Origin of the sequence: Flavobacterium sp. 3HN19-14, from assembly GCF_051373205.1 — a bacterium.
GTDB lineage: Bacteria > Bacteroidota > Bacteroidia > Flavobacteriales > Flavobacteriaceae > Flavobacterium.
Genome location: NZ_JBPPZT010000001.1, coordinates 2,249,973 through 2,276,491, shown reverse-complemented (window position 1 = coordinate 2,276,491; position 26,519 = coordinate 2,249,973). Strand labels below are relative to the sequence as shown.

Sequence of the window (26,519 nt, the reverse complement as noted above, 5' to 3'; positions counted from 1 at the left end):
TTTACATATAAAAACAATTCCTGTATGAAAAATCTTGTCCTGTTCTTATCACTGATTTTATTTCAATGCGTAATTGCACAGGATATGCCCACATTTACGCGAAAAGATTCGCTTTTTGGCGGGCTCCCGCCAGAACGGACTTCTTATGACGTTCTGCATTATGACCTTAATATTAAGGTAGAACCTGACAGGAAATTTATCAGCGGTTATAACGAAATCATTTTCAAAACCGTAGCCAATACGCAAAAAATCCAAATCGACTTGTTCAAGAACATGAAAGTTGACAGCATCGTCTGGAGCAAACAGAAATTGATGTTTTCAAGGGAATTCAATGCCGTTTTTGTAGAATTTCCATCGGTATTAAAAGAAAAATCTGAGCAAAAATTACGTTTTTATTTTTCCGGAAATCCATTAATCGCTAAAAGAGCACCTTGGGACGGCGGATTCGTCTACAAAACCGACAGCAACGGAAAACCATGGATTGGCGTAGCTGTGCAAGGAACCGGTGCCAGTTTGTGGTATCCGGTAAAAGATTCGCAATCTGATGAACCCGACAATGGTGCAACGATAAATGTGGCCGTGCCAACCGGATTGATGAATGTTTCCAATGGCCGCTTCAAAGGCTCTGAGGATTTAAAAAATGGCTATACACGCTGGGATTGGGAAGTCAAAAATCCAATCAACACTTATGATATTACCCTAAATATCGGCGATTACGTGCATTTCTGGGAAAATTACAAAGGCCTAGACCTTGATTACTACGTGCTTCGCGAAAACGAATCGAAGGCCAAAACACAATTCGGGCAGGTAAAACCGATGATGGATTGCTACCAATCAAAATTCGGCCCTACCCTTTTCCTGAAGACGGATTTAAGCTGGTAGAAACTTCGTACTTGGGAATGGAACACCAAAGCGCGGTCGCTTACGGCAATCATTACGGCAACGGCTATCTTGGCCACAGCCTTTCTTCAGATGAAATTGGAATGTCGTTCGATTACATCATCATCCACGAAAGCGGGCACGAATGGTTCGGCAACAGCATTACTTCCAGAGATATCGCCGATATGTGGATACACGAAGGTTTTACGTGTTACACCGAATCGGTTTATGTGGAATGTCTTTACGGATATGAAAAAGGCCAAAATTATATCAATGGCTTGAAGCAGAATATCGCAAATGACCATCCGATAATCGGGTTTTATGGCGTTGGTTTTGAAGGCTCGGGTGATATGTACCCGAAAGGCGCGCTGATGCTCAACACCATCCGAAGCATCATCAACGACGATGCAAAATGGTGGAAATTACTCTTGGATTATTCCAATAAATTCCGCCATCAGATTATTGATACCGAAACCGTTGTTGCATTTTTCAATAAAGAAAGCGGCTTGAACCTGACGCCGGTTTTCAATCAATACTTAAGATATCCTGCAATTCCGGTGCTCGAGATAAAGCGCGAAAAAGGAAGCATTCAATACCGCTGGAAAGCTGATGCTGCCGATTTTAATATGCCGGTCGATGTCGAAATCAACAAAAAACAAGTGCGTTTGCAGCCTACAACGACATGGAAATTTACTGAAACAAGGGGCATCAAAGATTTCAAGGTGCTGCAACAGAAATTCCTTATTGATGTTATGGAGGTAGAATAAACGGTTGATAAGTTCTTGATAAGTACGACCTGAATTGACTGCCGCTGGAAATCTCCAAACCATTTATTTCGTAATTTTAAAAGAAAAAAATGGAAACAAGAGACCAGTTTATCAGTGATTTCAGGGGCGAAATGATCGGAACGGTAAATGCGCAATCTTCTGCCGACGAATTTTTCCAGAACCAGACGTTGAGGCCAATATTGAAATTACAGAACGATTTGTTCGTAGAAGTCTTTCGGAATTACATTTCCAAAAGCAAAACCGATTTCTATAATTTCAGTGTCGAGAAGAAGATGCATTTTATTGAAAACAGTATTCAACGCGATATCAAATTTCGTAATTCTTTAAAAGGTATCGTAATCGGATTATTTACCGTTGCAGAATATGCAACTTACATCCAAAATTCATCAGACCTGAACAAACGCATGATGTCGATGCTGATTGAACGGCTTAAAAGCCAGGTGCAATTGTTTGAAATGAGTTATTAAATGGAAGCTTTCGGGCTTCTTTTTTATTTCTGTAACTTTCTGTGCGAAAATTCACAATATATTCACAGAAATGCCAATGCATTTTTTGACGAAATTCTAATCAAAGCTGGAATTTAAAGCATTATTTATTATTTTGTTAATATTTATAAGTTAATCCAAACATTCCGATAAAAGTTTTTCAAAAATCAGATAAAACAAGGGTTTCTTGTTTATTTTTATTATAATTGTTTAAAAATAAATACATGAAAGAAGAATACTTCAAGTGGTACTCGCCCAACCTGAGCCGCGAAATTGAAATGCTGGTTTTCGGCCACGCCGGTTATCCGGTAATTTTATTCCCAACCTCAATGGGAAGTTATCATGAAAACCGCGATCAGGGACTCATAGAATCAGCCAAATGGTACATTGAGCAAGGATTGATACAGATTTTTTGCCCGGGAAGTATCGATAAAGACAGCTTTTATAACAAAAAAATCCATCCCGTTCACCGCATCCAGAACCATGTCTGGTATGATAAAATGATTTGCCACGAAATCGTAGAACGTGTGAAAAATAATACCGGCGCCGGAAAAGTCGTCGTTGCCGGTTGCAGTTTTGGTGGTTATCATGCGGCGAATTTCGCCTTTCGTCATCCGGGATATGTAAGCCACATGTTTTCGATGAGCGGCGCATTTGACATTAAGAGTTTTATGGATGGGCATCACGACGAAAATGTGTATTACAACAGTCCTGAAGATTATTTATACGGACTCAACGACCGCGAATTGTGGAATATGGACATCGTTCTCGGCACTTCCAACTGGGATGTCTGCTTCGACGCAAACCTGAAACTCAGCAAAGTCTTAGCCGACAGAAGTATCGATCATTGGCTCGACATCCGCCAGAACCGCGAACACGACTGGCCGGTCTGGAAAGAAATGTTCCCGCATTATTTGTCGCGAATCAAGTTCTTTTGACTTTAGACTTGCGACTTTAGACTAACAAAAAACTAACTAAACAAATTATACAATGAAGAAGATCGGGATTTTATTCGGAATGGAAGATACCTTTCCACAAGCATTCATCGACAGGGTGAATTCGAAAAAGAAAAAGATATCGTTGCAGAAGCGGTTTCAATCGACAAGGTCGTGCAAAATAAAGGCGGCGAATATGCCGTGATCATTGACAGGATCTCTCAGGATGTGCCGTTTTACCGCGCTTACCTGAAAAACGCGGCTTTGACAGGAACGAATGTCATCAATAATCCGTTTTGGTGGAGCGCAGATGATAAGTTTTTCAATAACTGTCTTGCCGATACTTTGGGCGTTCCGTTGCCGAACACGGTGATTTTGCCTTCTGCGGAACATCCGACAGATACCACCGGAAAATCTTTCCGCAACCTCGCCTACCCGATGGATTGGGAAGCGATTTTCGATTATGTGAAATTCCCGGCCTATATGAAACCTTACGCCGGCGGCGGATGGAAGAATGTTTATCGTCTCGAAAATCGTGAGGAGTTTTGGGAAAAGCACCGTGAAACCGGACAATTGGTGATGCTTTTACAGGAAGAAATTGTTTTCACAGAATATTTTCGCGTGTATTGTTTAGGAAGAAAAGCCGTAAAAATCATGCAATACGAGCCTAGAAATCCGCATCACTTGCGTTATGTGATTGATGGCCTGCCGGTTTCGAAAAAATTATTGGATACAGTAAAAGATTATACTTTACGCCTTTGCAACGGATTGGGTTACGACTTCAATACGGTAGAATTTGCAGTGCGTGACGGAATTCCGTATGCGATTGATTTTGGAAACCCAGCGCCGGATGCAGAATTGACGTCGGTAGGTGCCGAGAATTTCGAATGGGTTGTAGAAGAAGCCGCGAAAATGGCGATTGCCGCTGCGAAGAAACAAAAGCCCGGACAAATGAACCTGACCTGGGAACATTTATCAAGGATGCCGCTGCTGCTGTAAAGTAATTAGATAATGAGATAATTAGGAAATGAGATAATGATGAGCGTTGCTTATAATTATCACATTTTCTAATTTTCTAATTGACACATTAAAATCATGACACGAAAATTACCCGTTTTCACGCTTGGCGTTGAAGAAGAATACCAGATTATTGATCCTGTTTCAAGGGATTTGCGCTCGCATTTGTCGAAAATCGTCGATGGTGCGAAAATCATTCTGAACGAACAGGTGAAAGCCGAAATGCACCAATCTGTGGTGGAAGTTGGCACCAATATCTGCAAAAGCGTGAAGGAAGCCAAAGAGGAAATTACGTTCCTTCGCAAGAAAATCGTTGAACTCGCTGACAAACAGGATTTGGTTGTTGGCGGCGCCGGGCACCACCCGTTTTCGAGGTGGCAGGACCAGCCGATTACAGACGATCCGCGGTACCATAATATCGTAAATGAACTGCAGGATGCTGCGCGTTCGAATTTGATTTTCGGGATGCACTGCCACGTTGGGATTGAAAACCGAGAAATCGGACTGCAATTGATGAACCAGGCGTGTTACTTCCTGCCGCATATTTTTGCGCTTTCTACGAATTCTCCATTTTGGGAAGGCAGGAAAACCGGATATAAATCGTTCCGGACTAAAGTTTTTGATAAATTTCCGCGTACCGGTCTGCCGGAATATTTCGATTCAGTTTCGGCTTATGACAATTATTTAGAAACTTTGGTCAAGACGAATTGCATTGACAACCCGAAGAAAATCTGGTGGGATTTGAGGCTGCATCCGTTTTATGATACGATTGAATTCCGCATCTGCGACATGAGCCTTACTGTTGACGAAACGATGTGTATTGTCGCAATAATCCAGGCAGTTGTGGCGAAATTGTACAAGCTGACGATGGCGAATACAAGTTTCAATATTTATCGTTTGGCGTTGATCAAAGAGAATAAATTTCGTGCTGCACGTTATGGCATTGACAATCACATGATTGATTTCGGTTTGCAAAAGAGGTCGAAACCAAAATGCTGATTTTGGAATTGCTTGAATTTATTGACGATGTTGTGGATGAATTGGGAAGCCGCGACGACATCAATTACGTACATACCATGATGAAAGAAGGAACAGGCGCAGACAAGCAATTGGCGATTTATGAAGAAACCGGCGATTTGACAAAAGTGGTTGATTTTATCACATCTGAGTTTACAAGAGGGTTGTAAGGAAATTCTAAAGAACAAAAACCAAATATCAAATAAATTCCAATGCTTTAAATTTCAAACGTTTGCGTTTATAGAATTGAAAATTTGAATATTATTTGGCATTTATAATTTGCTGTTTGGCATTTAAAAAGATTTATATTTGCAATTCCGTTACAATTACTTAAAAAACGATTATGACTGATCAGACTATAAAAATTGCGATTTTGGATATGTATAACGGCGAGCCCAACCAGGGAATGCGCTGTGTAGTTGACATTATTGGCCGATTCAGTAATATTGTGAGCTTTAAGGTTTTTGATATCCGTGGGAAATCTGAAATTCCTGATATCAAAAAATACGATATTTATATTTCGACAGGCGGTCCGGGAAATCCGCTTGACGGCGATGGCATATGGGATAAAAAATACTTCGATTTGATTGATTCACTTACGCTTTGGAACAAGCAGAATGAAGTGAAGAAACATGTTTTATTTATTTGCCATTCGTTTCAAATGGCTTGCAAGCATTTTGGATTGGCACAGGTTACGAAGCGAAAATCAACTTCTTTCGGGATTATGTCGGTTCATAAAACTGCAGACGGTAAAACAGATCCCTTGTTTGACGGACTTCCCAACCCATTTTATGCGATTGATTCGCGCGACTATCAGGTGGTGCAACCAAATCTTGAAGTTTTTGAAGACAATGGCGCTAAAATACTTTCTTTGGAAAAAATCCGTGACCATGTTGTTTTTGAGCGTGCAATCATGGCGGTTCGTTTTACGGAATATTTCGTCGGAACGCAATTTCATCCAGAAGCGGATCCGATGAGTTATATCGCCAATCTCAGGAAAGAAGAAGCACGTGAACGCATCATCAAACTCAAAGGAAAAGAGAAATTCCTGAGCATGCTTGAAGATTTGCTTGATGAGGAAAAAATCTACAAAACCAACGAAACGATTATCCCGAATTTCCTCAGAATTGCCATCAACGATCTGATGAAAACCAAAAAAATACTGTCTAATTAGTACCGCATTCTCTTCAATACGATATATTTGCGCAGTCTTATAATATTTAAATGACACGCAAGTTTTTTTCCTTATTAATGTTTTCTCTTTTACTTATTTCCTGTTCCGCGAACAAAGCTCCGGCAGCAACAGACATATTGTCTGTAAGCTTTGGCAGCAGTGGTGGTTTCACGGGAATAACAGAATCCTATACCCTGACTTCAGAGAAAAAATTATTCAGGAAACAACAATTTATAAATGAAATTTCCGCCGAAAAAGCCAACCATTTATTAAGTGAAGCAGCCTCGGTCAAGGATTACGTTTATAGTAAACCCGGAAATCTTTCTTATTTCATCGAAATCAAAACCAAAGAAAAAACAAATCGCATTGTCTGGGCAGCTACTACTTCGATGGCGCCAGACCAAAAAATCATAACATTGTACGACCATTTAATTTCCGCCACTAAATAAATTGCTATGAACATCATTACAAAAAGTACATTTTTTGCAGCCTTACTCTCAATTACAGCTTACGGACAAAAACAACGGCCGGTTTATCAGGTTAACCAGATTCAGAAGCCAAATTTACATGCAACTGCAATTCCGGTTGTATCCCAAAACAAGAAAGCACCAAAACCAAAGTTCAGGATTACAAATGGTTCGTTTTCCCATAACATAACCATTGAAAACCTGTCTGTTGAAGCAGCAAAATCAAAATTCAACAATTGGTTTGCGCTTCCTGACGATTATACTTTTGATAAGATTCAGGAACGAACTGACGAAATGGGCATTACTCATACTAATTTCCGTCAGCGATATAAGGGAATCGCGATAGAAGCCGGTTTGATTATGCTGCATTCAAAAAACAACCTTGTACAAACAATCAATGGTAAAATTGCGGAATTCGATTCATTGAACATTCAGGCGGATGTTACTGGTGAAAATGCTGTCGAAATTGCCAAAAATCATTTGCATGTTACGGCACTTCTAAGAAATTACCCGGTTGAGACTTTAATTTCAAAAATTGAAAACAATAAAGATTCCGAATGGAAACTCATCCGAAAAGTGAGGATTGATTCGAAGCTACCGTTTGCAATGTGCAACATTTATGTCGATGCCGTTTCCGGAAAAGTTCTGAAGAAAGTAAACCTGATGGCCGATATCGACACGCCGTCAACAGCAAATACGGTTTATAGCGGTACAAAACCTATTACAACAGATAGTTTTCAGGGTCACTTTAGATTGAGGGAAAATACCCGTAAGATTGAAACTTACAGTGCTACAAATGCCACATTTGAGGAAGATGGATTCGTTGGCTATGAGGATTACACCAATGCAACATCAAATTGGAGTACCGTAAATCCCGCGCTTGATGTACATTGGGGAATGGAAAAAACCTATGAATTTTACAAAACCACTTTAAATCGCGATAGTTTTGACAATGCAGGTTCAACGATAAAGAATTTTGTTGACGGTACGATGCAAATTGCCAATACCCAAAATAACGCGTTCGCGCTTCCTCCGCCTTACAGTTCGATGGTTTACGGACTTGGAGATGGAAACTTTCTCTGCCCTGTGGTCGGCCTGGATGTTGAAGGTCACGAATACACGCATATGGTGGTTGATTTCAACGGCAATGGCGGGCTGGAATATGTTGGCGAATCGGGCGCATTGAACGAGTCTTTTGCTGATATTTTCGGAACATGCGTTGAATTTTATTCCGGATACAATCCGGACTGCAACCATTGGTGAAGGCGTTATGCTAATTGAACCGTTTTACATGCGTTCAATGTCAAATCCAAATTTGGGCGAGCAACCTGATACTTACGGTGGTGATTATTGGGCAGATCCGAACAACATAGACGACGGTGATGAGGGTGGCGTTCATACCAACAGTGGCATTCAGAATTTATGGTTCTACCTGCTTTCGCAAGGAGGCACCGGAACGAATGACAACGGTTATAACTACAACGTCGCCGGCATCGGAATAACCCAGGCAGCACAAATCGCTTACAGAAACCTGACCACATATATTACACCAAATGCCAGCTACCTCGACGCCTATAATGGTGCTTTACAGGCAGCAACAGATTTGTTTGGAAATACTTCATCGCAATACGCCGCTGTTCAGGAAGCCTGGTTTGCCGTAGGTGTCGGCAATGGCCCGGCTCCTTTTTGCGAAGGAACAACTTATCTCACTACCCCGTCAGGGATTTTTGTTGACGGCAGCAACACTTCGGATTACAATGCGTTTTCAGATTGCAAATGGGTAATCCAGCCTGAAGGCGCCAATCAGATTACATTGTATTTTCAGGAATTTGACACTGAAGAGGGTTACGATTATGTATATGTATACGATGGCCTATCAGATACAGACCCATTGTTAGGTGCTTATTCAGGAGATAATATTCCGGCCAGTATTTCAACATCAGCCGGCGTTGGCGCGATGTGCATCAAATTCGTTTCCGACGAGCTGATTGAATCTTCCGGCTGGACGATTCAATATACGAGTACCGGAATTACGCCAACTTGCAGTTCAACTACATTATCAAATGCATCGGGAACATTCAGTGACGGCTCCGGCAGCGGTAACTATGGCAATAACCAGAATTGCAGTTGGTATATTGCACCACCTTGCGCAACTTCAATTACGCTTAACTTTAGCCTATTTGCAACAGAACAAACTTATGACACTGTTGCCGTATTTGACGCTTCAGGAAATTCACTTGGTGTATTCTCCGCAACCGACAATTCCAGCCTCAATAACTGCCGCAACAAGCGAAATGATTGTATTGTTCAATTCAGACTATGCCACTACTATGGCAGGATTTACAGCGAATTACACCTCAAATGGTGGAAACGGATGCTCAGGAACAACTAATCTGAACAGTCTAAGCGGAACTTTTACGGACGGCAGCGGGTCAGCAGATTATTGCGCAAATCTGGATTGCAAATGGCTGATTCAGCCAAATTCGGCAGCAACAGTGACGCTAAACTTTAGCGCTTTTGATGTTGAACCTGCAGATGGGAATGAAATCTATGATTTGTCCAGGTCTTTGACGGTTCCGATGAGACGGCTCCGTCTTTGGGTATTTTTTATGGAAATGCATTACCTCCGGCATTGACATCAACCGGCAGCAATATGTTCGTGCATTTTCACAGTGATGAATTCGTTCAGAAATCGGGTTGTGCTGCCACTTATACGTCGATACCGCTTGGCACCGAAAATAATGTGATTGAAAAAGGCTTAAAAATATATCCAAATCCGGCCAAAGGAATTTTCAGTATTGATTCCCTGTTTGATACTGCCGTAGATGCCGTTATTACCGATATGCTCGGTAAATCAGTGAAAACTCTGAAAATCAGCAAAGGAAATAATCCAATCGATGTATCAGACTTAAGCGCAGGAATTTACCTGCTCAAATTTAATGCAGATGACAAGTATCACATCGAAAAACTGATAATTCAATAAAAATTTCTGTTGAAAAAAAGCGCTATGAAATTAATTTTATAGCGCTTTTTTTCAACAGAAATTTTAACTTTACTTACCGTCAATAAAACAAAGTTATGATTCCAAAATACCGCACGCTTTTCAACGAAAGTTTTTCGACAGAAAAATACCATGAATTTCAGGATAATATCGCTGCCGATTTTAATTATCTGCCAACATTCAGGATGGCAGAAACGCCTTTTTTTATTTCCAATGAATTGAAAGCCCAATTGCTTGAAGGCTGTCAGGATGTTATCAATTTAATTCAACAAAAAGATTTTAAAGAACTCACAGAGAAATCTTTAGAACTCAACACAAAAGTCCCGAATGAAGATGAACACACGACTTTTCTTGCGATAGATTTTGGAATTTGTGAAGAAGACGGCAAGGTAATTCCGAAGCTTATTGAAGTGCAGGGATTCCCGTCATTGTTCAATTACCAATATATTTTATACGACAAATTCAAGCAGTTTTATCCTTTTTTGGAAGAACTGACGCCATTTATCAATAACATTTCTCCGGAAGAATATCTGAAAATTATCGAGGAAGCGATTTGTGATAATCACCCGAAAGAAAATGTAATCTTGCTTGAAATAGAGCCTGAAAAACAAAATACCAAAATCGACTTTTACTACTGTAGGCGGGATATCGGAATTCCGATTGTTTGTGTAACAGATTTGGTTAAGAAAGGTAAAAAACTCTATTACCACAATGACAAGGGTGTTGAAATCGAAGTCAGGAGAATCTACAACCGTGTGATTTTCGACGAACTCGAATTGCGCAAGGATTTGGATATGAAATTCAGTTTTTCTGATGATCTGGATGTCGAATGGGCAGGGCATCCGAACTGGTTCTTCCGGATCAGCAAGTTCATTTTGCCAATGCTGAAGGGAAAATATTTCATTGAAACGACATTGCTTAGTGATTTAAAGGAAATCCCGGAGGATTTGGAGAATTATGTATTGAAACCTCTGTTTTCTTTCTCGGGAACCGGCGTAATTTTCCATGTAAAGAAAGAAGATATTGAAGCAGTTAAAGAAAAAGATCTTTATATTTTACAGAAAAAAGTGCATTATATTCCAATCATACAATCGCCTGACGGAAAGGTAAAAGCCGAAGTGCGCGTGTTGTGTGTGTGGAAAAAGAAGACAAATCCCCTACTCTTTTATGCAATTTAGTACGTTTGAGCCGTGGTGAAATGATTGGCGTTAAGTTCAACAAAGACAAGGACTGGGTTGGCGGAACGCTTGGTTTGTTTGAGAGAGAAGATAATTAGATAATTTGAAAATGAGATAATTAGCGAATGTATTGATTGGCGAATTTTAAAAATGAATTATAAGTTATCCCAAAATTCTGCGCTTTGCTGATTTATATCTAAAGAGTCATTGTAGAAGTTGTCAAAATTGTTTCTGCTGTTTTTGTGATATTCTCTTTCAAAAGTGGCTTCTTCTAAATTAAGCTTTTTAGAGTATTCATCAAAAATTAAATTTAAGTATTTTTCTACCAGATTAAATTTTTCAAGGTCAGTTAATGATCTAAGCTTTTCGACTGCCATTGATTTCAACAGAATTTTTCCTTCTGAAGTAATGCAAAGAATTGCTTTTATTTCGAACAATAGATTGTTTACTATTACCATAGTTTTCCCCAATCTTGTAAAACTCATAAAATATTTTCGGTTTGGCTTGGTCAATTACTGCCAGAAGTTCAAATAATTGCCAATCTGGAATATTGCCAAACAGTTTTTTTAAAGGAACATATAATTTTTGTTTATTTTCAGTAACAATCAAAACTTTAGTAAAGAATTGCTGCCTGATTTCCGGCCAGTTATTTTTGGAAATAGTATTAGGGCCAATACAACTAATATAGATATCGCGCTTTTTGATGTAATTTTCAATATCATAATGATGATAATCATCGAGCTGGATTTTATACAATGTTGTTTCCATAAAATTTATCAAATGATTATTCCATTTCCAAATTAGCTAATTTCCACATTCGCTAATTGCCTCATCCGCTAATTATCTAATTATCTAATTTTCTCATTATCTAATTAATGCAGATTCTTCACTTCCGCTTGTTTTGCAACAGTTGCAAAATCGCGAACCAATCGTTCTGCATAATCATCGAGAAGTTCTAAAACCCTTTCATGTTTATCAGAATTTACAATCAATCCTGCGTGATATTCTAACGGAACTGTAAAACAAACTTCTTCGTCAGAGAACGAAGACAAATCTGGATTCTCATATTTGGAAAGCGTTAAAACAATTCCTGCGTATTCTTTCCTGACTTTCGGAAGCTTGTATTCGAGGCCTTTTGCGAGCGCATTTTCAATCGCAGCCCATTCTGCCCATAAATTTATTCCGGATGCAGCCGCAACCATTTCAGCTAAATGTGCACCGCCAACGCGCGAAGATGTTTCAAGGAAATAGATTTTTCCGTCGTCTTTACATTTGATGTATTCTGAATGCGCGGCACCGTGTTTGAGTCCGAATCCTTTAATAACCTGCTCATTCACTTTTTTAATCGCCTTGTCGTCCTCAGAATTATACGGAATATTAGCACTCCTGAAAATACCGCCCCCCTGTGAAATTTCCATTGGTGTCGCCAGGTATCTCGAAGTGATGCTGAATAGGATTTTCCCATCCAAAATCAAACTGTCACAGTGATATACATCGCCGGGGCGAAATTGCTCCACCAAATATTTAAAACGATTATTACCCATTTCATTGATATGCATCCACAAACTTTCCTTATCATGAACCTTAATAATCCCAGATGCCGATGCTTCCGAACGCGGTTTCAAAACCCATGGCGGTGAAACCGTATCAGCAAACGTGTTGATATCAAAATCGTTAAACAATGAGCAAAAATTCGGATTCGAAATGCCACAACTTTTCGCACGCATGCGCATCGCTAATTTATCTCGAAAATAGCGGCCTGTTGATTGTCCCATTCCGTCTATCCGTAGGTTTTCACGCAGGTAAGTCGCCTTCTCAACGTCAAAATCATCCAAAGCGACAACGGCATCAATCTTATTGTTTTTCATCAGGTTGCTGACACCAAGCAGCAAATGCTCGAGATTCCAGTCGATGTCCTGTCCTTCCATATAAAAAACTTCATCAATATGACCGAAAGGCCACGGCTTATTGCGAAGTTTTTCTGATGTTACAAGAAAAACTGTATTTCCTGAATTTTTAAGGTTGATTAGAAAATCAGCGCCTTTGAAATAATTCGAAATGCAAACGAAGGTCTTTGTATTGTTATCCATAACTTAAAGATTTTCAATAAATTTAGTTAATAAATGCACACCGAAGGCAGTTCCGTGTTTGGTTTTTGCAAATTCGTCATCGCCAAAAGCGACGCCTGCAACATCGAGATGCGCCCAGGATTTGTGGCCTTCAGTAAAATATTCTAGGAATTTCGCTGCGCTGATGGCTCCTGCAACCGGTTTTCCGCTATAATTCTTCACATCGGCAATCTCACTTTCGATATCAGATTTATAGGCATCCCAAAGCGGTAATTGCCACAAACGCTCACCCACACTATCTCCTGATTGCTGTAATTGTTTTGAAATTGATTCATTATTTGTAAATAAAGCGCCGCATTCGTAGCCAAATGTCCCGACGCTGCTTCCTGTCAACGTAGCAATATCAACGATAATTTCTGGTTTAAAATTTTTGATTAGATATGACAACCCATCGGCAAGAATCAATCTTCCTTCTGCGTCCGTATCGATGATTTCGATGCTGTGGCCGCTGTAACTTCCGATGACGTCACTGGGTAAAAAAGACTTGCTGTCGACGGAATTTTCACAGGCAGGCACAATCGCGGTAACTTTTACAGGCAATTTCAAATCTGAAATCAGTTGCATTGCTCCTAAAACTGCAGCTCCGCCGGCCATATCCGATTTCATGTGCAACATCCCGGCGGTTTTGATATTGAGTCCGCCTGTGTCGAACGTAATTCCTTTTCCTACCAAACCTACATGCGTTGTTTTATCATTGGCATTTTCGGGAACATAATTCATGATGAGGAATTGCGGTTCTTTGTCGCTGCCTTTCCCAACCGATAAAAAAGCTTCCAATCCGGCTTTTGTAGCGGCATCACGACCTAAAATTTCTGTTGAAAAACCGTGTCTCTTTCCGCTTTCAGCTGCCCAATTTGACAAATATTCCGGCGTAACGACATTTGGTGGTAAATCGACCAGATTGAATATTTCAAGTTGCGCTTTTGCAATTTTCAATCCTTTTTCGAATGCAGAAGAAAAATCTTTTTTTGACAGAATCGATAATGCAAAATCATCTTTAAAAAATGGATGAACGGCATTTTTCTTGAAATGTCCTAGATTATAAGTTCCTAATGAAAGTTCGGAACGCTGCGGCTTCAATCTGCCAGTCTGTAAAATCATCCGGGATAAAAAGTGCCATTTTTTTGCCGAAAACATCTTTTTGTTTTGCCGCAATCCGCCTGAAAATTGTTTTAAAACTTTTATAATCAATGTCTTTTCCAAGTCCGATAAAAATATGCGTGCTTTCGTATTTTTCGACCAAATAATGCGTGTCTTTTTTTCCGAAGAAAACTTTTGAGGCCACCGTCACGCCACCAAACTCAATCGGCACAAGGCTTTTCGCGTTGGTTTCAAAAACCGGAATCAGGATTGTCCCTGAAAATTCGTGTATGTTTTTTATAATTTCCGTTTTCATTTAATTGTCTTTTGTATTGAAAAACAGCCATTCAATTGCTTTCGGAAATTCATCACTCCAGTAACTTTCGTTGTGCTTCCCGTGCATATTGATGCTGAGTTTGATTTTCATTTTGTCTTGTACGAAATCATTTTCAATCATGTTTTTCTGGAATCTCTTGACGTGTTTTATCATCGTCTGGCTTTCATCGCCGCCGGCATACAGGTAAATTTTTGTATCGTGCGGCTCGAAGAAATCAATTCCGGAGAAATTCATTTTCGGAACAACCCAAAGCGATGGCGAGAAAATCATAAGTTTCCCGTAAACTTCCGGATACATCAATCCGCTGAAAATACTGACGAGTCCGCCCATTGAACTGCCACCGATTCCGGTATTTTCACGTTCTGGTTTGGTGCGGAATTTAGAATCGACGAATGGTTTCAAAGTGTCAGTAATAAACCTGATGTATTTCTTTCCTTCACCATTTCCTAAAATCGTTTTCCCGACGTTATATTCTTTAATCCTGTCCTGTTCTGCGTGTTCAATGGCGATGATAATGATTTTACCGATTTTATATTCTGACATTACAGCCAGTTTTTTATCGATTTCCCAATTGCCAAATTGCGCCTGTTCATTGAATAAATTCTGCGCATCCTGCAAATACATCACCGGATAAGTATCTGTCGATGTTTCATAATCGTGCGGTAAAAGCGCCCAGATTTTACGCTTTTTATTGAGTTGCGGCATTTCGAATTCTTCGGAAATCAATTGTACCTGCGGCAAAAAATTCGGCTTGAACGGCAGCCAGTTTTTCCTCCATTTCGAAACGTGTTCTTTTCTTACGCCTTTGTGCTGGCGGCACGAACGGTTTTCAGTACGGTTTCCGTATTGGTCGATTTCAACTTCACTCCAATCGCCTTTTGTAAATTTATACAGCAATTCGTCAGGATAGACAAAATCGTGCGGAAATTTGAAATGATACAATCCGTTACCGATTTTCTCCATCTCAAAATCTTTGTCCTGTGTATGCCATTTATTGAAATTTCCCGAAATGTAAACCGGCCGAAAATCATCTTCGTCAGTCGTGAGCAGTATATTGAGTTGCGGTTCTGTCAAATCGTCGTCCAAATCGCGGGAAAGTGTTGAATTCTCAGTATTCATCTAAAACAAAAAAACTATAATTACTATTGAATTAGTAAATATAGTTTTTTGAAATCTGATATAAAAAGAAACCGGAACGTTTTACAGAATTTAAAATGAATTACCGGTTTTTTGAAGAAAATGCAATCAAATCCGGAAGTTATTCCAAATGTTTCGGGTCATGTGCATCATAGTCTGTACGGATTTCCGTATGGCGGATTTCGCCACCTGAAGTTCCTGATGCCAACGCCAGCCAAAGACCGATTGCAGACAAAACCATTGCGCTGTAAGCCACGAATTTTGCGGCTTTGCTGTCTTGTCTTTTCAGGAACAAACCTGCGATTGAAAGTGCACCGATTACATATAAAACCAATGCTAATTTTTCGGCTATTTCTTCATGTTCGTGAATGATGTGTTTGGTAATATCAGGCATGTGCTCGACCATTTCTTCAGCGCCTTCACCCGTTGCCATGCTTGTGAAAGCCGTGATTGCAGAGATAATAAAAACTATGTAAGCCGTTTGTTTAATGGCGAGGTTGCGGCGAAATAAACCGGCAATCAGGATTCCGAATCCGAAAAATATCCCTACGATGGGGAAATGGTTAATTGCAATGTGTAAATGGGCATCAGTCATAATCAGTGTTTTGAGTTGAAAAAGCGATGCTCTAAAGTAGGTATAAAACCATAAGTATTACGATACAATAAAAATTTTAACAATTTTTACGGTTTAGCATTGATTTAAACTTCAGAACGAAAACCTAATTTTTCAAAGGAAAATTCAGAATAATATTAGTCCCGACATTCTCGCGGCTGCTGATGTCTATTTGTATATCAAGTAAAGTGCATAAGCGTTTTACGATTGAAAGTCCGAGTCCGGTGCCTTTAATCTCGCTGTGTTCTGTTGACTTCGAGCGGTAAAACTGATCGAATATTTTCTGAAGGTCTTCAGCCGGGATTCCAATTCCTGTGTCAGCAAGGATGCATTGGATTTTGTGGTCAGACTTAATAATCGAAATTGTTAAGCTGGCTTTATCGTTTGAATATTTAATCGAATTTGAAATCAGGTTATTCAATACAATCGACAATAAATATCCATCCGTTTCGACGTAAAAATCCTCAGTGAAGTTGGCAGAAATCTGTATTTTTTTAGCGCTTATCAATCCGGAGAATCTTGAAATATTTTCTAAAATCAGTGAATTCAGATAGACATTTTCAATTTTAAGTGATTGTCCCTGATTTTCGAAACGCGCCAGCAATAACAATTGGTCGACCATGTGATTCAGGCGGTCTACTTCGCTGATGCAGAAATTTATTTTTTCTTCATATTCTGACTGGCTGCGCGGTTTTCTGATTAAAACTTCAAGGGTTCCTTTGATTACGGCAAGCGGCGTGCGCAGTTCGTGGGATGCGTCAGAAGTAAACTCTTTCTCGCGACCAATGGCATTTTCTACGCGGTCAAGCAGATTATTGATGGTTTCAGACAATACATAAAGTTCGTCCCGGTTTACGGGCATTTCAATACGAGAAGTAAGGTTTTCGCGCGTAATGATTTTAGAAGTTTCCGTGATATTCCGAATTGGCTTTATACTTTTTCCGGCGATAAAACGTGCAGCAAAAAACAGCACCAAAAGTATAATCGGATATAAAATACACAGGATCTCACCAAGATTGTTGAGTACTGTATTTGATTCTTCCAGCGAAATGGCGATCAATATGTAACCCGCAATTTTGCCGTTGTTGAGCATCGAAAACTGAATCTGCCTGATCGATTTGTCATCAAGTTTCGTGTCGAATAACTCATAATTTTCTTTTTGTTTATTAAAAACCAGATCAGCTTTTTTGAGATTTGGCGATTTTTCAACCGTCACGCCGCCTTCGTCGAGTACCTGAATGAAAACCGGACTCACACTCAACGTATTGTGTTCTTTTCGTTGCCATTCCTCTGCATTTACAAGCTGCAGACAACCTTGGTGTATTTCAATTTCGCCAATATAATCGTTCACTTCGCTGGTCAAATCGCCATCAACATGCTTGTAAATCGTATACGAAACCGTTCCGTAAATGATACCAAACACAAGCATTACCATCAATGCGGTGCCGATGAGATAATAAAGCGCGATGCGGTTCCTGAAAGAAAGATGGAAAAAATTCATAGCGTATCATTGGCAATATATCCGATGCCGCGGATGGTTTTGATGTAATCGGTTTCTTTTTTGAGGCCGAGTTTTTTGCGAATCATATTGATGAAAACGTCGATTACACCGGTGTCATATTCAAAGTGGATATCCCACACATCTTCAATGATTTCAGTACGTGAGCATACTTTCCCTTTGTTTTTGATCAGATAAGCCAGCAGTTCAAATTCGCGGTGCGTTAAGGCAACTTCTGCATCTTTAACAAAAACGGTGCGTTGTGCAGCATTCATGCGGATGTCGCCAAGCCTAAGGATTTCTTCTTCTTTCTTATTGCGAAAATGCACTTTTATCCTTTCGACCAATTCGTCAAAGCTAAAAGGTTTTTTGATGTAATCATTCGCGCCGGCTTTAAGCCCTTCGATGGTTTCCTGAACCGTGTCTTTTGCAGTCAGGAAAATAATCGGCGTTCTTTTGCCGCTTTCACGAATGGCTTTGCAGACTTCGAGACCGGTCAATTTAGGCAACATCCAATCGAGTAATATCAAATCGAAATTTTGCTTCTGCACCATTTCAAGTGCTTTGAGTCCGTCTGACGCAGCACTCACTTCATAACCTTCTTCTTCGAGTCCTTGTTTCAGGAAACTTATAATACCTATTTCATCTTCAACAATCAGGATGTGCATAACAGAATAATTTAATCAACAATAACATTTAAAGCGCCCGGAAGTACTGAAATACTCAGCGTATTGGATTCAATAGTATAATATTCGCCATCGAGTTGCATTTCGATAACGGTTTTTCGGCGGTATTTCACCGACATATCTTTTACCAGAAAATGCTTGTATTTGGAAAAGAAGTGCGGTTTTCTCAACATCACTAACAATCCGAAATATAATTTTTCAAAGAAATTGACCTTCGAAATCACCATCAAATCCAGCAAACCGTCCTGAAGGCTGGCTTTTGGCGTGAGGCTCATATTGTATCCCATTTCGTTCGAATTTGAAATGAAAAGTAAAAATGGCTCGGCTTTTACGGTTTTACCGCCAAAATAGATATGACAAACAGAAGGCTTGTATTGGAAGATCGAAAGCAATGAGGATTTCATATAAGTAGAAAGGCTTCGTTGCTCTAAATTTTCATACTTTTTAATGATCATCGCATCGATGCCCATTCCCATATTGCTAAAGAAATATTTCCCATCCGCAAGACCTACATCTATGGGGCTGGGCGAACCTCGTTGGATAATTTTTATGGCCTTCTCAATTTGTTTTTCGATTTTCAGGTTGGATGCGAGTCCGTTTCCGAAGCCAATCGGGATAATGCCCAATGGAATTTCAGAATTCACCAATACCGACGCGACTTCGTGGATCGTTCCGTCACCTCCGCAGGCTACTATAATGTCAGGTTTTTGTAATACTGCAGCTTCGGTCAGGCCAATCGCATGTTTTTTGTAATCAGAGAAGTCAACTTCAATTTTATAATCGGCTGCCGAAAAATACTGAAGAAGGAAATTTTTCGTGATTTTTCCTTCCCCCTTCCCTGATATCGGATTGACTATGAAGTGTATATAGCGCATGATTTACAAACAGGCAAAACTGCCAATACGCAAAATTGACGCTTTTTTTTGTATATATGCTTAATATTGGATTAAAAATGGGTGCAGGTTTTGGGTTTAAGGTTCAGGGAATCAGATGTCGACATAAAATCTCATTTCTTTAGACTTTACACACTAATTACCTTATACCTTTTAAAGCATTCCGTTATATTTTCTTACAAACCACTCCGTCGCCAACGAAATCGCGATAAGCACCAGCAATAAAATGCTGTCAATTAATGGAATCTTTTTTACAATAGCTTTTTCGATGGCTTTGTAATGGTCGTCTTTGAGCAATTGATCGATTAACGCATCAACCTGGTTTGGCATGTAAACGTCGCCTTTTGTCTGCGAAGCCAATTGCTTTAATTTCGGCAAATCCGGATTTACGAATTGCTTTTCGATGTCAAAATCAAGGATTTCAAAATAGCCGTTGTAGACAGATTTCGAATTCAATTCTTTGACTACGAAATTATACTGACCAGCCGGAAGGCCGTCAAGGTTGGCCTTAAAAGCATTGCTGCCTTTCAGCATGTCGTAATTTTTCGTCTGTTTGGTTTGCTTATTCGTAACGGCAATCGACAAGCGGGCCTTTCGTCAAACTCATAATTCTTGTTGAAATATTGCGCCGTAATTTCCAATGCGTCACCTGAATTGTAAAAACGCTCGTGATTGACAACCAATGATTTTCTGGCATTATTCGTTGCCAGAAACTGAATAATCTTATCCGCGAAAATGTCGAATTTTTCAAAAGAATTATTATCGATGTGGCTTTGCAAACGCCATTTCCAGATATTTTCGCCTAACAGGAAAGCAGAACGTTTTCCTTTATCTTCAGCAAAAACCAACAATGGCATATTGACATCAATATTCCTGATGCGCGAAGCGAGCAACGTATTCGTATTTCCATTAACTGTAACGGTTCCGAACGCATTCTGCAATGGCGGAAAATGCTCGAAACCAATATCATCTAACGCAAAAAGATTGAATTGCGGATTGAACGCTGCCATGTAATCTTCCTTCTGCCCGCTCATCTTAAACGCCAGAGTTGATTGCACTTGCAATAAAAAATTAAAATCGGTACTCAATCCGGTGACGACAAACATATTCGCCCCTGCATTTTTCGCAGTTTCAAAAACTTGCTTAAAAGCAGCTGTCGGCTGGTACATGATCAATACGCTGTAATCCTGTAAAGATTTTACATCCTGCGGTTTAAGGATGGTTACTTTTCGTTGCGGATTCATTTCAATTGCGCGCTTCAAAGCGCCTAAATCTGGATGGTTAATAGCCGAAATGATGGCGATTTCAGATTTCTGATCGATGACTTCAACCGCAAAATTCTTGTAATTGTTATAACTGTTTTTCTCTTTTCTTTAGAAGTGACAGCGGCTCTAAAAACCTGCAAACCTGTTTTTTCCGCAGGAAGCAACACGTTAATTACAGCCGATTTTTTTGATGGTGAAAACGAAACTGATTGTTTATTAAGTACGGTATTCCCTTGTGAAATGCTGAAATCTGCCGTAATACTTTTCGTCCCGGAATACTGAAGGAAAACCTCAACCGGAAATTTATTCTTGTGAAAAGCGTATTTATTGACATTGAGCTGACTGATTCTCAAATCGAGAAAAGTCGTCGTATCGCCCAATACCAAAGGAAATACTTTATTGTTAGCATCAAAACTGTATACATAATCATTTCCTGTGGTCTGGTTTCCATCAGAAATCAGGATCGTCGGATACAGCTTGTTTTTGTTGATGCTTTTGAGGTTTTTCGCTACTTCTTCAACGTTAGTCTGTGTGCCTTTGAAATCGAAATTTTCTGAAAGCGCGAATTCATTGTCGAAGCCGTAAGACTGGATGTCGAATTTATTTTGCAGCGCGGAATTAGACGCCAGTTTTTTATACAATTCCAAAGCCGTTGCATCAGCTTTCAAATCTTTCACAGACGCGGAATTATCTACGACCAAAGGCAATGGTGTTTTTTGCGTTTCGTAAGTATTGCGCGTGATTTTCGGATTGATCAGCAGCAGTAAAATGCCAAAAACAGAGAAAAACCGCAGGAAAGCCAGCAAAAACTGCACTTTCGTACGATTGTTATTCTTATAAAAATATTGGTAAAACGACAAACCGCCGGCAATTGCAAGCGAAAGTAGTAATAATAGAATGGTATTTGCCGTCATTAAAGATTTTAGAATTGAGATTTTAGTTTTAGATTAATCCGATTGGCACGGCTATTTATCCAAAAAATTGCTTTTGTCTTTAGGCGTAAACAATAATTTAACGACGAACATTAAGCAGGCTAAAACCTGTGTCATCATACCGATCGTGAGCAAGACTGACCCGTTTATTGCGCCGAATTGATAATGCAGGATTTTCAGCAACGAACCAAAAATGACGATCGCTGTGGCAAAAACAAAAATTAAAAGGATATATCTATTTTTCATAATCTAAAATGTAGGTCATTCTAAAATTTTACAGTCTGAAAATCTTATAATCTAGGTAAGCATTCCGCCGTCAACATTAAGTACCTGGCCTGTAATATAAGCACTCATATCTGATGCCAAAAACAAACACGCATTCGCGACATCTTCAACAGAGCCGCCGCGTTTGAGCGGAATCGCTTCTGCCCAGCCCTGCACGACATCTGCATTCAGTTTCGCGGTCATTTCTGTTTCGATAAAACCAGGCGCTATGGCGTTGCAACGGATATTTCTTGAGCCTAATTCGAGCGCAACAGATTTTGTAAACCCAATGACGCCGCTTTTGAAGCCGCATAATTCGTTTGTCCGGCATTTCCTTTTACGCCAACAACAGAACTCATATTGATGATGAGAACCCGAACGTTGTTTCAAAAATGTTTTCTGAATCGCCTTGGTCATGTTGAATACCGATTTCAGATTCACTTCAATTACTTTATCAAAATCGGCTTCAGACATACGCATCAAAAGGTTGTCTTTTGTGATTCCGGCGTTATTGATCAATACGTCAACAGTTCCGAATTCTGCTAAAACTGCATCTACAAAAGTCTGTGCCTCGTTAAAATCGGCTGCGTTTGACTGGTATCCTTTGGCTTTTACGCCTAATTTATTTAATTCATTCTCTAATGCCTGCGCTGATTCTGCGGAAGCGCTATAGGTAAATGCGACGTTTGCGCCATGTTTTGCAAACACTTCTGCAATTCCTTTTCCGATGCCACGGCTTGCGCCGGTGATGATAACGGTTTTTCCTTCGAGTAATTTCATACCAAGTATAGTTAGTTTGTGATACAAATATAGAATTTAGATTTTAGATTTCAGATTTTAGTACTGAAACTTGACTACAGATTTAAGAATTTCCTGCATTGAAATTTTCATTCAGAATAATTTGCATTTTGTTCGTGAATGAATTTTTTTGTTAAATTTCAACCATGAAAGACAATCCGCTGTTGTTCCGGAAGTTGTATGATGATTATCACGTAATGGTCTACAATTGCGCTTTGAATTATCTGCAGCATACCGCCGATGCTGAAGAAATCACGCAGGATGTCTTTGTAAAAGTCTACCAGTCAATGCAGCAGTTCAACGAAAAATCTTCGTTAAAAACCTGGATTTACCGCATCACTATCAACAAATGCCTTGATTTTATCGACAAGAAGAATACGCGAAAACGATGGTTTGTATTCTCCAATAAAGCTGCTGATGATTATGAAATGTCCAGGATTCCCGATTTCGAGCACCCCGGAATCTTACTCGAAAACAAAGAAAAAGCCCAAATTTTATTCGAAGCCATTAACAGCTTAAATGAAAACCAACGCACTGCTTTTATGCTTTCAAAGCTCGACGGACTCGGGAATTCCGAAATCGCCGAGGTCATGCAGACAACGATTTCGGCAGTAGAATCAATGCTTTTCAGGGCAAAAGCCAGCCTGCGTGAAAAATTATCAGAAAAATTCGAAAACTACCGCAAGAATAAATCATAAATACCGTCTAAGAATTATGGAAAAGCAAAACTGGATCGAAGAAGTGCTCAACAGCACCAACGGCATGCGGCAAGCAACGCCCGATGAATCCTTGTTTTTAAAGGTTCAGAACCGCATCCGCAACCGCGAAACCGTTCCTGCCAAATGGTTGTGGACAGCCGCCGCATCATTCCTTTTACTGTTAGCGCTCAATTTCACTATGCTGAACAGTAAAATCGAAAAACCGGAAGATGCTGCCGGAATGATCGCATCAGGCATTTCAAGAACCAATCAATTGTATTAGCCATGGAAAAAGTAAAACTCCTGACTTTCTCCGTCATCGCATTGCTCCTGCTGAATCTAGGCACACTGGGCTTTCTTATCTTTTCTGCCAGAGGAGACAGGCCGGGAAGAAGACCCGAACCAAAGGAAATCATCATTGAGAAACTGCATTTCGACAGTAAACAGCAAACTGAATATGAAAGCCTGATACACGATCATCGCAACGCTATTGACAAATTGGATAATGATATTGTGATGTCGCGTGCAGCACTATACCTGCAACTGGCGTCGCCTCAACCGGATGCCAATGCGATGGACAGCCTTACCAATGTGATTGCCGCTTACCAAAAACAGGTAGAAGTTGTGCATTTTCTGCATTTCGCCAACATCAAATCGATTTGCCGCAAAGACCAGCAAAAAGCTTTTGATGCCATGACGCTTGAGCTCGCCAGCATATTTTCCCATCCGCGGCCGCGACCTTAAACCGTTAACCAACACAACCAATGATATGAAAACCAAAACCCTCCTTTTACCCGCATTATTACTGTTGCTCAACGCTTGCAGTAAAAGTGACAACGACCCGTCAGCATACATTCCGGTTGACCCCTACCCTGCGATAACTGCGGCTTTTGGCAATAATATCGATATGGAAAGCCTTGCCAATTATGCCAACCAGCCCATTCCGCCCTACATCACAAGAGACAATACTGTTGGAAACCCAATAACCGACAAAGGCGCGACATTGGGGCGTGTGTTATTTTATGACAAGAACCTTTCGGCAAGCAATGCCATTTCGTGCGCAAGCTGCCACATCCAGGGTAATGCATTTGGCGATGCAGCAGAATCAAGCCAGGGCGTTAACGGCGGCACTACAAGGCACACAATGCGCCTGATCAATTCGAGGTTTGGCGTTGAACGGAAATTCTTCTGGGACGAAAGAGCACCGACGCTTGAATTCCAGACCACACAACCGATACAAAACCATATCGAAATGGGTTTCAGCGGAACCAGCGGCGACCAGGACATGGCCGGTTTGACCAATAAACTTCAGAATATCGCTTATTATAAGGAGCTCTTTACTTTCGTTTATGGCGACGAGCAGGTGACGGAAACACGCATACAAAATGCACTCGCGCAATTCGTCAGGAGCATACAGTCGTTTGATTCGAAGTACGACGCCGGGCGTGCAACTGTTCCTAACGACGGACAACCGTTTGCCAATTTTACTCCGGAGGAAAACCAGGGCAAAAATCTCTTCCTTTTGCCTCCACAATTCAATGCAACCGGTTCGCGCACAGGCGGCGGTCTCGGATGCGCGGGCTGCCATGCGGCGCCTGAATTTGACATCGCACCCAATTCCGGTAATAATGGCATCATCGGCTCTCTAGGCAATATGGCTTTGCTCGATATTACGAATACCAGAGCCCCTTCTCTGCGCAATATTGTAAAGGCAAGCGGCGCACTGAACGGGTCATTTATGCACACGGCGCTACCAACACTACAGGCGGTAATCGATCATTACAACAACATCACCCTCGCGCCCGGCAACACCAACCTCGACCCAAAATTGAGGCCTAACGGATTCGGGCAAAAACTCAACATAACGCCTGCAGAGAATGCTGCGCTGATTGCATTCCTGAAAACTTTAGACGGCGCAGATGTTTATACGAATGCCAAATGGTCGTCGCCTTTTAATTAGGTGCAGGGTATTGGGTAAAGGGTTCTGGGTTTAGGTTCTGGGTACAGGTTCGGGGTACAGGGTTCGGGCCATTCTGACACCTTGTACCTTAAACCCAACACCCTGAACCCAAAAAATTGAGATTTAGATTTTTTTAATAATGAAAGAGGCTGCCGTAGGATTGGGCGGCCTTTTTCTATTGATGCCGTTACCCGCCGTATTGCTGAATGTACAATTCCTGGTATGGGAGGCGGGCTTAAGGCGCTAATGTATAGGATTTCCGCAGAAATAAAGAAAACTTACCCGAAACCTTCCTCCGCATTGGAGCGGCTCATCGGGTAGTACCCGAAACCTTCCTCCCGATTGGAGCGAGCCTTCGGGTAATGCCTTATACGCTCCTCCGGAACGGGGCGAACTGTCAGGCAGCACCCGAAACCCTCTTCCGGATTGCGTGAACTTTTCGGGTAAAATGCATCGACCACTTTCATATTGTGATTATTTTTATTACTTTCGAATCAGACCCCCGCAATTATTAACTTTAATTTTTAATTATTATGATTAACGGAATTGATTTAGGAAAATTGCGAAATGCTGAATTGCTTCAGCTAATGAAAAACACCGCATCGCTGGTTGCGGCAAATGACACAACGGTTTTAAATGTAGTGGCACAGCACACCGCACTCCAAAACCAGATCAACGCGCTCGACACGCTGTTCAGGATAAGCCAGGCGAATGAAATCACACAGGAGTTATTCGACATTGATACCAGTCGCGATAACTGTATTACCGGTATTGGAAAAGTTGTCGAAGGGTATATGTCTCATTTCGATACATCTATTGCAATGGCAGCCAAAAGGCTTAATGACAGTCTTGCGTTGTATGGAGAGCGGATATCAAAGCAGAATTACCAATCTGAAACCGCAACGCTCAACGCCATCATTTCAGACTGGGAAACAAAACCGGAGCTTACGGCAGCCATGAACACGCTGCACCTCGAAGAATGGAAGGATAAGATGAAAACCTACAACACACTCTTCGACGAGAAATACCTCACGCGCACGCAGGATTACGGCGCCGCCAACCCTGATACGATAAAGGCCGAACGCGAAGAAACGAATCAGGCATATTATAAGCTGCGCGACAGGATTACGGGTTTCGCAACCGTGCTCGACAACCCGAATGCTGCCTATGCCAAGACCATCAACGAACTCAATGCGCTGATCGACCAGTACAACACACTGCTCAGCAACCGGGTGCCCGAAACGCCGGAAACTCCAAGTGCTTAATGAGAAAAGGCTGCCTGTAACGG

Annotated in this window: 30 protein-coding genes and 3 pseudogenes; 18 read left to right on the top strand and 15 right to left on the bottom strand. The window is 40.7% G+C overall.

Annotated features, from left to right (window positions below):
* Positions 1-24 precede the first annotated feature (24 nt).
* From ACSLFW_RS12315 to ACSLFW_RS12255, 13 genes and pseudogenes are all read left to right on the top strand, one after another.
* Positions 25-882 (top strand): hypothetical protein, encoded by an 858-nt coding sequence (locus ACSLFW_RS12315; protein ID WP_436555994.1) that lies wholly within the window; start codon positions 25-27, stop codon positions 880-882.
* Between the two features lie 17 nt (positions 883-899).
* Positions 900-1,646: a M1 family metallopeptidase gene (locus ACSLFW_RS12310; protein WP_436555993.1), complete on the top strand. Its 747-nt coding sequence runs from the start codon at positions 900-902 to the stop codon at positions 1,644-1,646.
* A gap of 89 nt (positions 1,647-1,735) precedes the next feature.
* The gene (locus tag ACSLFW_RS12305; protein ID WP_436555992.1) at positions 1,736-2,134 is read left to right on the top strand and encodes a glyoxalase; all 399 of its coding nucleotides are present in this window, start codon (positions 1,736-1,738) and stop codon (positions 2,132-2,134) included.
* Between the two features lie 242 nt (positions 2,135-2,376).
* Complete coding sequence (locus tag ACSLFW_RS12300) at positions 2,377-3,090, top strand: esterase family protein (protein ID WP_436555991.1); 714 nt, start codon at positions 2,377-2,379, stop codon at positions 3,088-3,090.
* A 52-nt stretch (positions 3,091-3,142) separates the two neighbouring features.
* A pseudogene (locus ACSLFW_RS12295) lies at positions 3,143-4,091 on the top strand (ATP-grasp domain-containing protein).
* Between the two features lie 91 nt (positions 4,092-4,182).
* Positions 4,183-5,291, top strand: a pseudogene (locus tag ACSLFW_RS12290) (carboxylate-amine ligase).
* Positions 5,292-5,464: 173 nt separating this feature from the next.
* The gene (locus ACSLFW_RS12285) at positions 5,465-6,295 is read left to right on the top strand and encodes a type 1 glutamine amidotransferase (RefSeq protein ID WP_436555990.1); all 831 of its coding nucleotides are present in this window, start codon (positions 5,465-5,467) and stop codon (positions 6,293-6,295) included.
* A gap of 77 nt (positions 6,296-6,372) precedes the next feature.
* Entirely contained in the window at positions 6,373-6,744 is a 372-nt protein-coding gene (locus ACSLFW_RS12280; RefSeq protein WP_436555989.1) for a hypothetical protein, read from the top strand.
* 6 nt (positions 6,745-6,750) lie between these two features.
* Entirely contained in the window at positions 6,751-8,025 is a 1,275-nt protein-coding gene (locus tag ACSLFW_RS12275; RefSeq protein WP_436555988.1) for a M4 family metallopeptidase, read from the top strand.
* Positions 8,026-8,062: 37 nt separating this feature from the next.
* Positions 8,063-9,154 carry a M4 family metallopeptidase gene (locus tag ACSLFW_RS12270; RefSeq protein ID WP_436555987.1) on the top strand — a complete coding sequence of 364 codons (1,092 nt, stop codon included), beginning with the start codon at positions 8,063-8,065 and terminating at the stop codon, positions 9,152-9,154.
* Complete coding sequence (locus tag ACSLFW_RS12265; RefSeq protein ID WP_436555986.1) at positions 9,057-9,398, top strand: CUB domain-containing protein; 342 nt, start codon at positions 9,057-9,059, stop codon at positions 9,396-9,398. The genes ACSLFW_RS12270 and ACSLFW_RS12265 overlap by 98 nt, the downstream gene beginning before the upstream one ends.
* Positions 9,332-9,745 (top strand): annotated as a pseudogene (locus ACSLFW_RS12260) (T9SS type A sorting domain-containing protein); the annotation flags it as partial. The gene ACSLFW_RS12265 and the pseudogene ACSLFW_RS12260, both read left to right, overlap by 67 nt.
* Before the next feature lie 95 nt (positions 9,746-9,840).
* Entirely contained in the window at positions 9,841-10,941 is a 1,101-nt protein-coding gene (locus ACSLFW_RS12255; RefSeq protein WP_436555985.1) for a hypothetical protein, read from the top strand.
* Positions 10,942-11,096: 155 nt separating this feature from the next.
* Here ACSLFW_RS12255 and ACSLFW_RS12250 read toward each other — a convergent pair whose 3' ends face one another.
* The 15 genes from ACSLFW_RS12250 to ACSLFW_RS12180 form a co-directional block, all read right to left on the bottom strand.
* Positions 11,097-11,318 carry a hypothetical protein gene (locus ACSLFW_RS12250; protein WP_436555984.1) on the bottom strand — a complete coding sequence of 74 codons (222 nt, stop codon included), beginning with the start codon at positions 11,316-11,318 and terminating at the stop codon, positions 11,097-11,099.
* Positions 11,299-11,709 carry a hypothetical protein gene (locus tag ACSLFW_RS12245; RefSeq protein WP_436555983.1) on the bottom strand — a complete coding sequence of 137 codons (411 nt, stop codon included), beginning with the start codon at positions 11,707-11,709 and terminating at the stop codon, positions 11,299-11,301. The genes ACSLFW_RS12250 and ACSLFW_RS12245 overlap by 20 nt, the downstream gene beginning before the upstream one ends.
* A 104-nt stretch (positions 11,710-11,813) precedes the next feature.
* Positions 11,814-13,031, bottom strand: a complete 1,218-nt coding sequence (locus ACSLFW_RS12240; RefSeq protein WP_436555982.1) for an ATP-grasp domain-containing protein — start codon at positions 13,029-13,031, stop codon at positions 11,814-11,816.
* A 3-nt stretch (positions 13,032-13,034) separates the two neighbouring features.
* Entirely contained in the window at positions 13,035-14,171 is a 1,137-nt protein-coding gene (locus tag ACSLFW_RS12235; RefSeq protein WP_436555981.1) for a leucyl aminopeptidase family protein, read from the bottom strand.
* The gene (locus ACSLFW_RS12230) at positions 14,110-14,466 is read right to left on the bottom strand and encodes a hypothetical protein (RefSeq protein WP_436555980.1); all 357 of its coding nucleotides are present in this window, start codon (positions 14,464-14,466) and stop codon (positions 14,110-14,112) included. The genes ACSLFW_RS12235 and ACSLFW_RS12230 overlap by 62 nt, the downstream gene beginning before the upstream one ends.
* Positions 14,467-15,573: an alpha/beta hydrolase gene (locus ACSLFW_RS12225; protein WP_436555979.1), complete on the bottom strand. Its 1,107-nt coding sequence runs from the start codon at positions 15,571-15,573 to the stop codon at positions 14,467-14,469. It abuts the gene before it with no gap.
* 172 nt (positions 15,574-15,745) lie between these two features.
* Positions 15,746-16,219 (bottom strand): DUF2231 domain-containing protein, encoded by a 474-nt coding sequence (locus ACSLFW_RS12220; protein ID WP_436555978.1) that lies wholly within the window; start codon positions 16,217-16,219, stop codon positions 15,746-15,748.
* A gap of 124 nt (positions 16,220-16,343) precedes the next feature.
* Complete coding sequence (locus tag ACSLFW_RS12215) at positions 16,344-17,738, bottom strand: sensor histidine kinase (RefSeq protein ID WP_436555977.1); 1,395 nt, start codon at positions 17,736-17,738, stop codon at positions 16,344-16,346.
* Complete coding sequence (locus tag ACSLFW_RS12210) at positions 17,735-18,403, bottom strand: response regulator transcription factor (protein WP_436555976.1); 669 nt, start codon at positions 18,401-18,403, stop codon at positions 17,735-17,737. The genes ACSLFW_RS12215 and ACSLFW_RS12210 overlap by 4 nt, the downstream gene beginning before the upstream one ends.
* An 11-nt stretch (positions 18,404-18,414) precedes the next feature.
* Complete coding sequence (locus ACSLFW_RS12205; protein WP_436555975.1) at positions 18,415-19,296, bottom strand: diacylglycerol/lipid kinase family protein; 882 nt, start codon at positions 19,294-19,296, stop codon at positions 18,415-18,417.
* Positions 19,297-19,467: 171 nt separating this feature from the next.
* Positions 19,468-19,848, bottom strand: coding sequence for a hypothetical protein (locus ACSLFW_RS12200; protein WP_436555974.1), 381 nt, complete (start codon positions 19,846-19,848; stop codon positions 19,468-19,470).
* Positions 19,842-20,576, bottom strand: a complete 735-nt coding sequence (locus tag ACSLFW_RS12195; RefSeq protein ID WP_436555973.1) for a hypothetical protein — start codon at positions 20,574-20,576, stop codon at positions 19,842-19,844. Before ACSLFW_RS12195 ends, ACSLFW_RS12200 begins: the two co-directional genes overlap by 7 nt.
* A 5-nt stretch (positions 20,577-20,581) precedes the next feature.
* Positions 20,582-21,493, bottom strand: a complete 912-nt coding sequence (locus ACSLFW_RS12190) for a hypothetical protein (protein WP_436555972.1) — start codon at positions 21,491-21,493, stop codon at positions 20,582-20,584.
* Positions 21,494-21,544: 51 nt separating this feature from the next.
* Positions 21,545-21,757 (bottom strand): GldL-related protein, encoded by a 213-nt coding sequence (locus ACSLFW_RS12185; protein ID WP_436555971.1) that lies wholly within the window; start codon positions 21,755-21,757, stop codon positions 21,545-21,547.
* A 51-nt stretch (positions 21,758-21,808) separates the two neighbouring features.
* Positions 21,809-22,555: an SDR family oxidoreductase gene (locus tag ACSLFW_RS12180; RefSeq protein WP_436555970.1), complete on the bottom strand. Its 747-nt coding sequence runs from the start codon at positions 22,553-22,555 to the stop codon at positions 21,809-21,811.
* Positions 22,556-22,719: 164 nt separating this feature from the next.
* Here ACSLFW_RS12180 and ACSLFW_RS12175 point away from each other — a divergent pair, with 164 nt between their 5' ends.
* The 5 genes from ACSLFW_RS12175 to ACSLFW_RS12155 all read left to right on the top strand — a co-directional run bounded on the left by ACSLFW_RS12175 (position 22,720) and on the right by ACSLFW_RS12155 (position 26,496).
* Positions 22,720-23,271, top strand: a complete 552-nt coding sequence (locus ACSLFW_RS12175) for an RNA polymerase sigma factor (protein WP_436555969.1) — start codon at positions 22,720-22,722, stop codon at positions 23,269-23,271.
* A gap of 16 nt (positions 23,272-23,287) precedes the next feature.
* Positions 23,288-23,554, top strand: coding sequence for a hypothetical protein (locus ACSLFW_RS12170; protein WP_436555968.1), 267 nt, complete (start codon positions 23,288-23,290; stop codon positions 23,552-23,554).
* 2 nt (positions 23,555-23,556) lie between these two features.
* Complete coding sequence (locus tag ACSLFW_RS12165; protein WP_436555967.1) at positions 23,557-24,015, top strand: hypothetical protein; 459 nt, start codon at positions 23,557-23,559, stop codon at positions 24,013-24,015.
* A gap of 25 nt (positions 24,016-24,040) precedes the next feature.
* Complete coding sequence (locus tag ACSLFW_RS12160) at positions 24,041-25,231, top strand: cytochrome-c peroxidase (protein WP_436555966.1); 1,191 nt, start codon at positions 24,041-24,043, stop codon at positions 25,229-25,231.
* Positions 25,232-25,764: 533 nt separating this feature from the next.
* Positions 25,765-26,496: a DUF6261 family protein gene (locus tag ACSLFW_RS12155; RefSeq protein WP_436555965.1), complete on the top strand. Its 732-nt coding sequence runs from the start codon at positions 25,765-25,767 to the stop codon at positions 26,494-26,496.
* The last annotated feature ends 23 nt before the right edge of the window (positions 26,497-26,519 follow it).

Coding starts and splice junctions, on each gene's coding strand:
- ACSLFW_RS12250 (WP_436555984.1), bottom strand. CDS start 11,318: ATGGCAGTCGAAAAGCTTAGATCATTAACTGACCTTGAAAAATTTAAT.
- ACSLFW_RS12305 (WP_436555992.1), top strand. CDS start 1,736: ATGGAAACAAGAGACCAGTTTATCAGTGATTTCAGGGGCGAAATGATC.
- ACSLFW_RS12255 (WP_436555985.1), top strand. CDS start 9,841: ATGATTCCAAAATACCGCACGCTTTTCAACGAAAGTTTTTCGACAGAA.
- ACSLFW_RS12230 (WP_436555980.1), bottom strand. CDS start 14,466: ATGAAAACGGAAATTATAAAAAACATACACGAATTTTCAGGGACAATC.
- ACSLFW_RS12180 (WP_436555970.1), bottom strand. CDS start 22,555: ATGAAATTACTCGAAGGAAAAACCGTTATCATCACCGGCGCAAGCCGT.
- ACSLFW_RS12175 (WP_436555969.1), top strand. CDS start 22,720: ATGAAAGACAATCCGCTGTTGTTCCGGAAGTTGTATGATGATTATCAC.
- ACSLFW_RS12155 (WP_436555965.1), top strand. CDS start 25,765: ATGATTAACGGAATTGATTTAGGAAAATTGCGAAATGCTGAATTGCTT.
- ACSLFW_RS12235 (WP_436555981.1), bottom strand. CDS start 14,171: ATGATTTTACAGACTGGCAGATTGAAGCCGCAGCGTTCCGAACTTTCA.
- ACSLFW_RS12165 (WP_436555967.1), top strand. CDS start 23,557: ATGGAAAAAGTAAAACTCCTGACTTTCTCCGTCATCGCATTGCTCCTG.
- ACSLFW_RS12185 (WP_436555971.1), bottom strand. CDS start 21,757: ATGAAAAATAGATATATCCTTTTAATTTTTGTTTTTGCCACAGCGATC.
- ACSLFW_RS12205 (WP_436555975.1), bottom strand. CDS start 19,296: ATGCGCTATATACACTTCATAGTCAATCCGATATCAGGGAAGGGGGAA.
- ACSLFW_RS12275 (WP_436555988.1), top strand. CDS start 6,751: ATGAACATCATTACAAAAAGTACATTTTTTGCAGCCTTACTCTCAATT.
- ACSLFW_RS12310 (WP_436555993.1), top strand. CDS start 900: ATGGAACACCAAAGCGCGGTCGCTTACGGCAATCATTACGGCAACGGC.
- ACSLFW_RS12170 (WP_436555968.1), top strand. CDS start 23,288: ATGGAAAAGCAAAACTGGATCGAAGAAGTGCTCAACAGCACCAACGGC.
- ACSLFW_RS12215 (WP_436555977.1), bottom strand. CDS start 17,738: ATGAATTTTTTCCATCTTTCTTTCAGGAACCGCATCGCGCTTTATTAT.
- ACSLFW_RS12160 (WP_436555966.1), top strand. CDS start 24,041: ATGAAAACCAAAACCCTCCTTTTACCCGCATTATTACTGTTGCTCAAC.
- ACSLFW_RS12200 (WP_436555974.1), bottom strand. CDS start 19,848: ATGCTGAAAGGCAGCAATGCTTTTAAGGCCAACCTTGACGGCCTTCCG.
- ACSLFW_RS12190 (WP_436555972.1), bottom strand. CDS start 21,493: ATGACGGCAAATACCATTCTATTATTACTACTTTCGCTTGCAATTGCC.
- ACSLFW_RS12245 (WP_436555983.1), bottom strand. CDS start 11,709: ATGGAAACAACATTGTATAAAATCCAGCTCGATGATTATCATCATTAT.
- ACSLFW_RS12220 (WP_436555978.1), bottom strand. CDS start 16,219: ATGACTGATGCCCATTTACACATTGCAATTAACCATTTCCCCATCGTA.
- ACSLFW_RS12210 (WP_436555976.1), bottom strand. CDS start 18,403: ATGCACATCCTGATTGTTGAAGATGAAATAGGTATTATAAGTTTCCTG.
- ACSLFW_RS12265 (WP_436555986.1), top strand. CDS start 9,057: ATGATTGTATTGTTCAATTCAGACTATGCCACTACTATGGCAGGATTT.
- ACSLFW_RS12240 (WP_436555982.1), bottom strand. CDS start 13,031: ATGGATAACAATACAAAGACCTTCGTTTGCATTTCGAATTATTTCAAA.
- ACSLFW_RS12300 (WP_436555991.1), top strand. CDS start 2,377: ATGAAAGAAGAATACTTCAAGTGGTACTCGCCCAACCTGAGCCGCGAA.
- ACSLFW_RS12270 (WP_436555987.1), top strand. CDS start 8,063: ATGTCAAATCCAAATTTGGGCGAGCAACCTGATACTTACGGTGGTGAT.
- ACSLFW_RS12280 (WP_436555989.1), top strand. CDS start 6,373: ATGTTTTCTCTTTTACTTATTTCCTGTTCCGCGAACAAAGCTCCGGCA.
- ACSLFW_RS12315 (WP_436555994.1), top strand. CDS start 25: ATGAAAAATCTTGTCCTGTTCTTATCACTGATTTTATTTCAATGCGTA.
- ACSLFW_RS12285 (WP_436555990.1), top strand. CDS start 5,465: ATGACTGATCAGACTATAAAAATTGCGATTTTGGATATGTATAACGGC.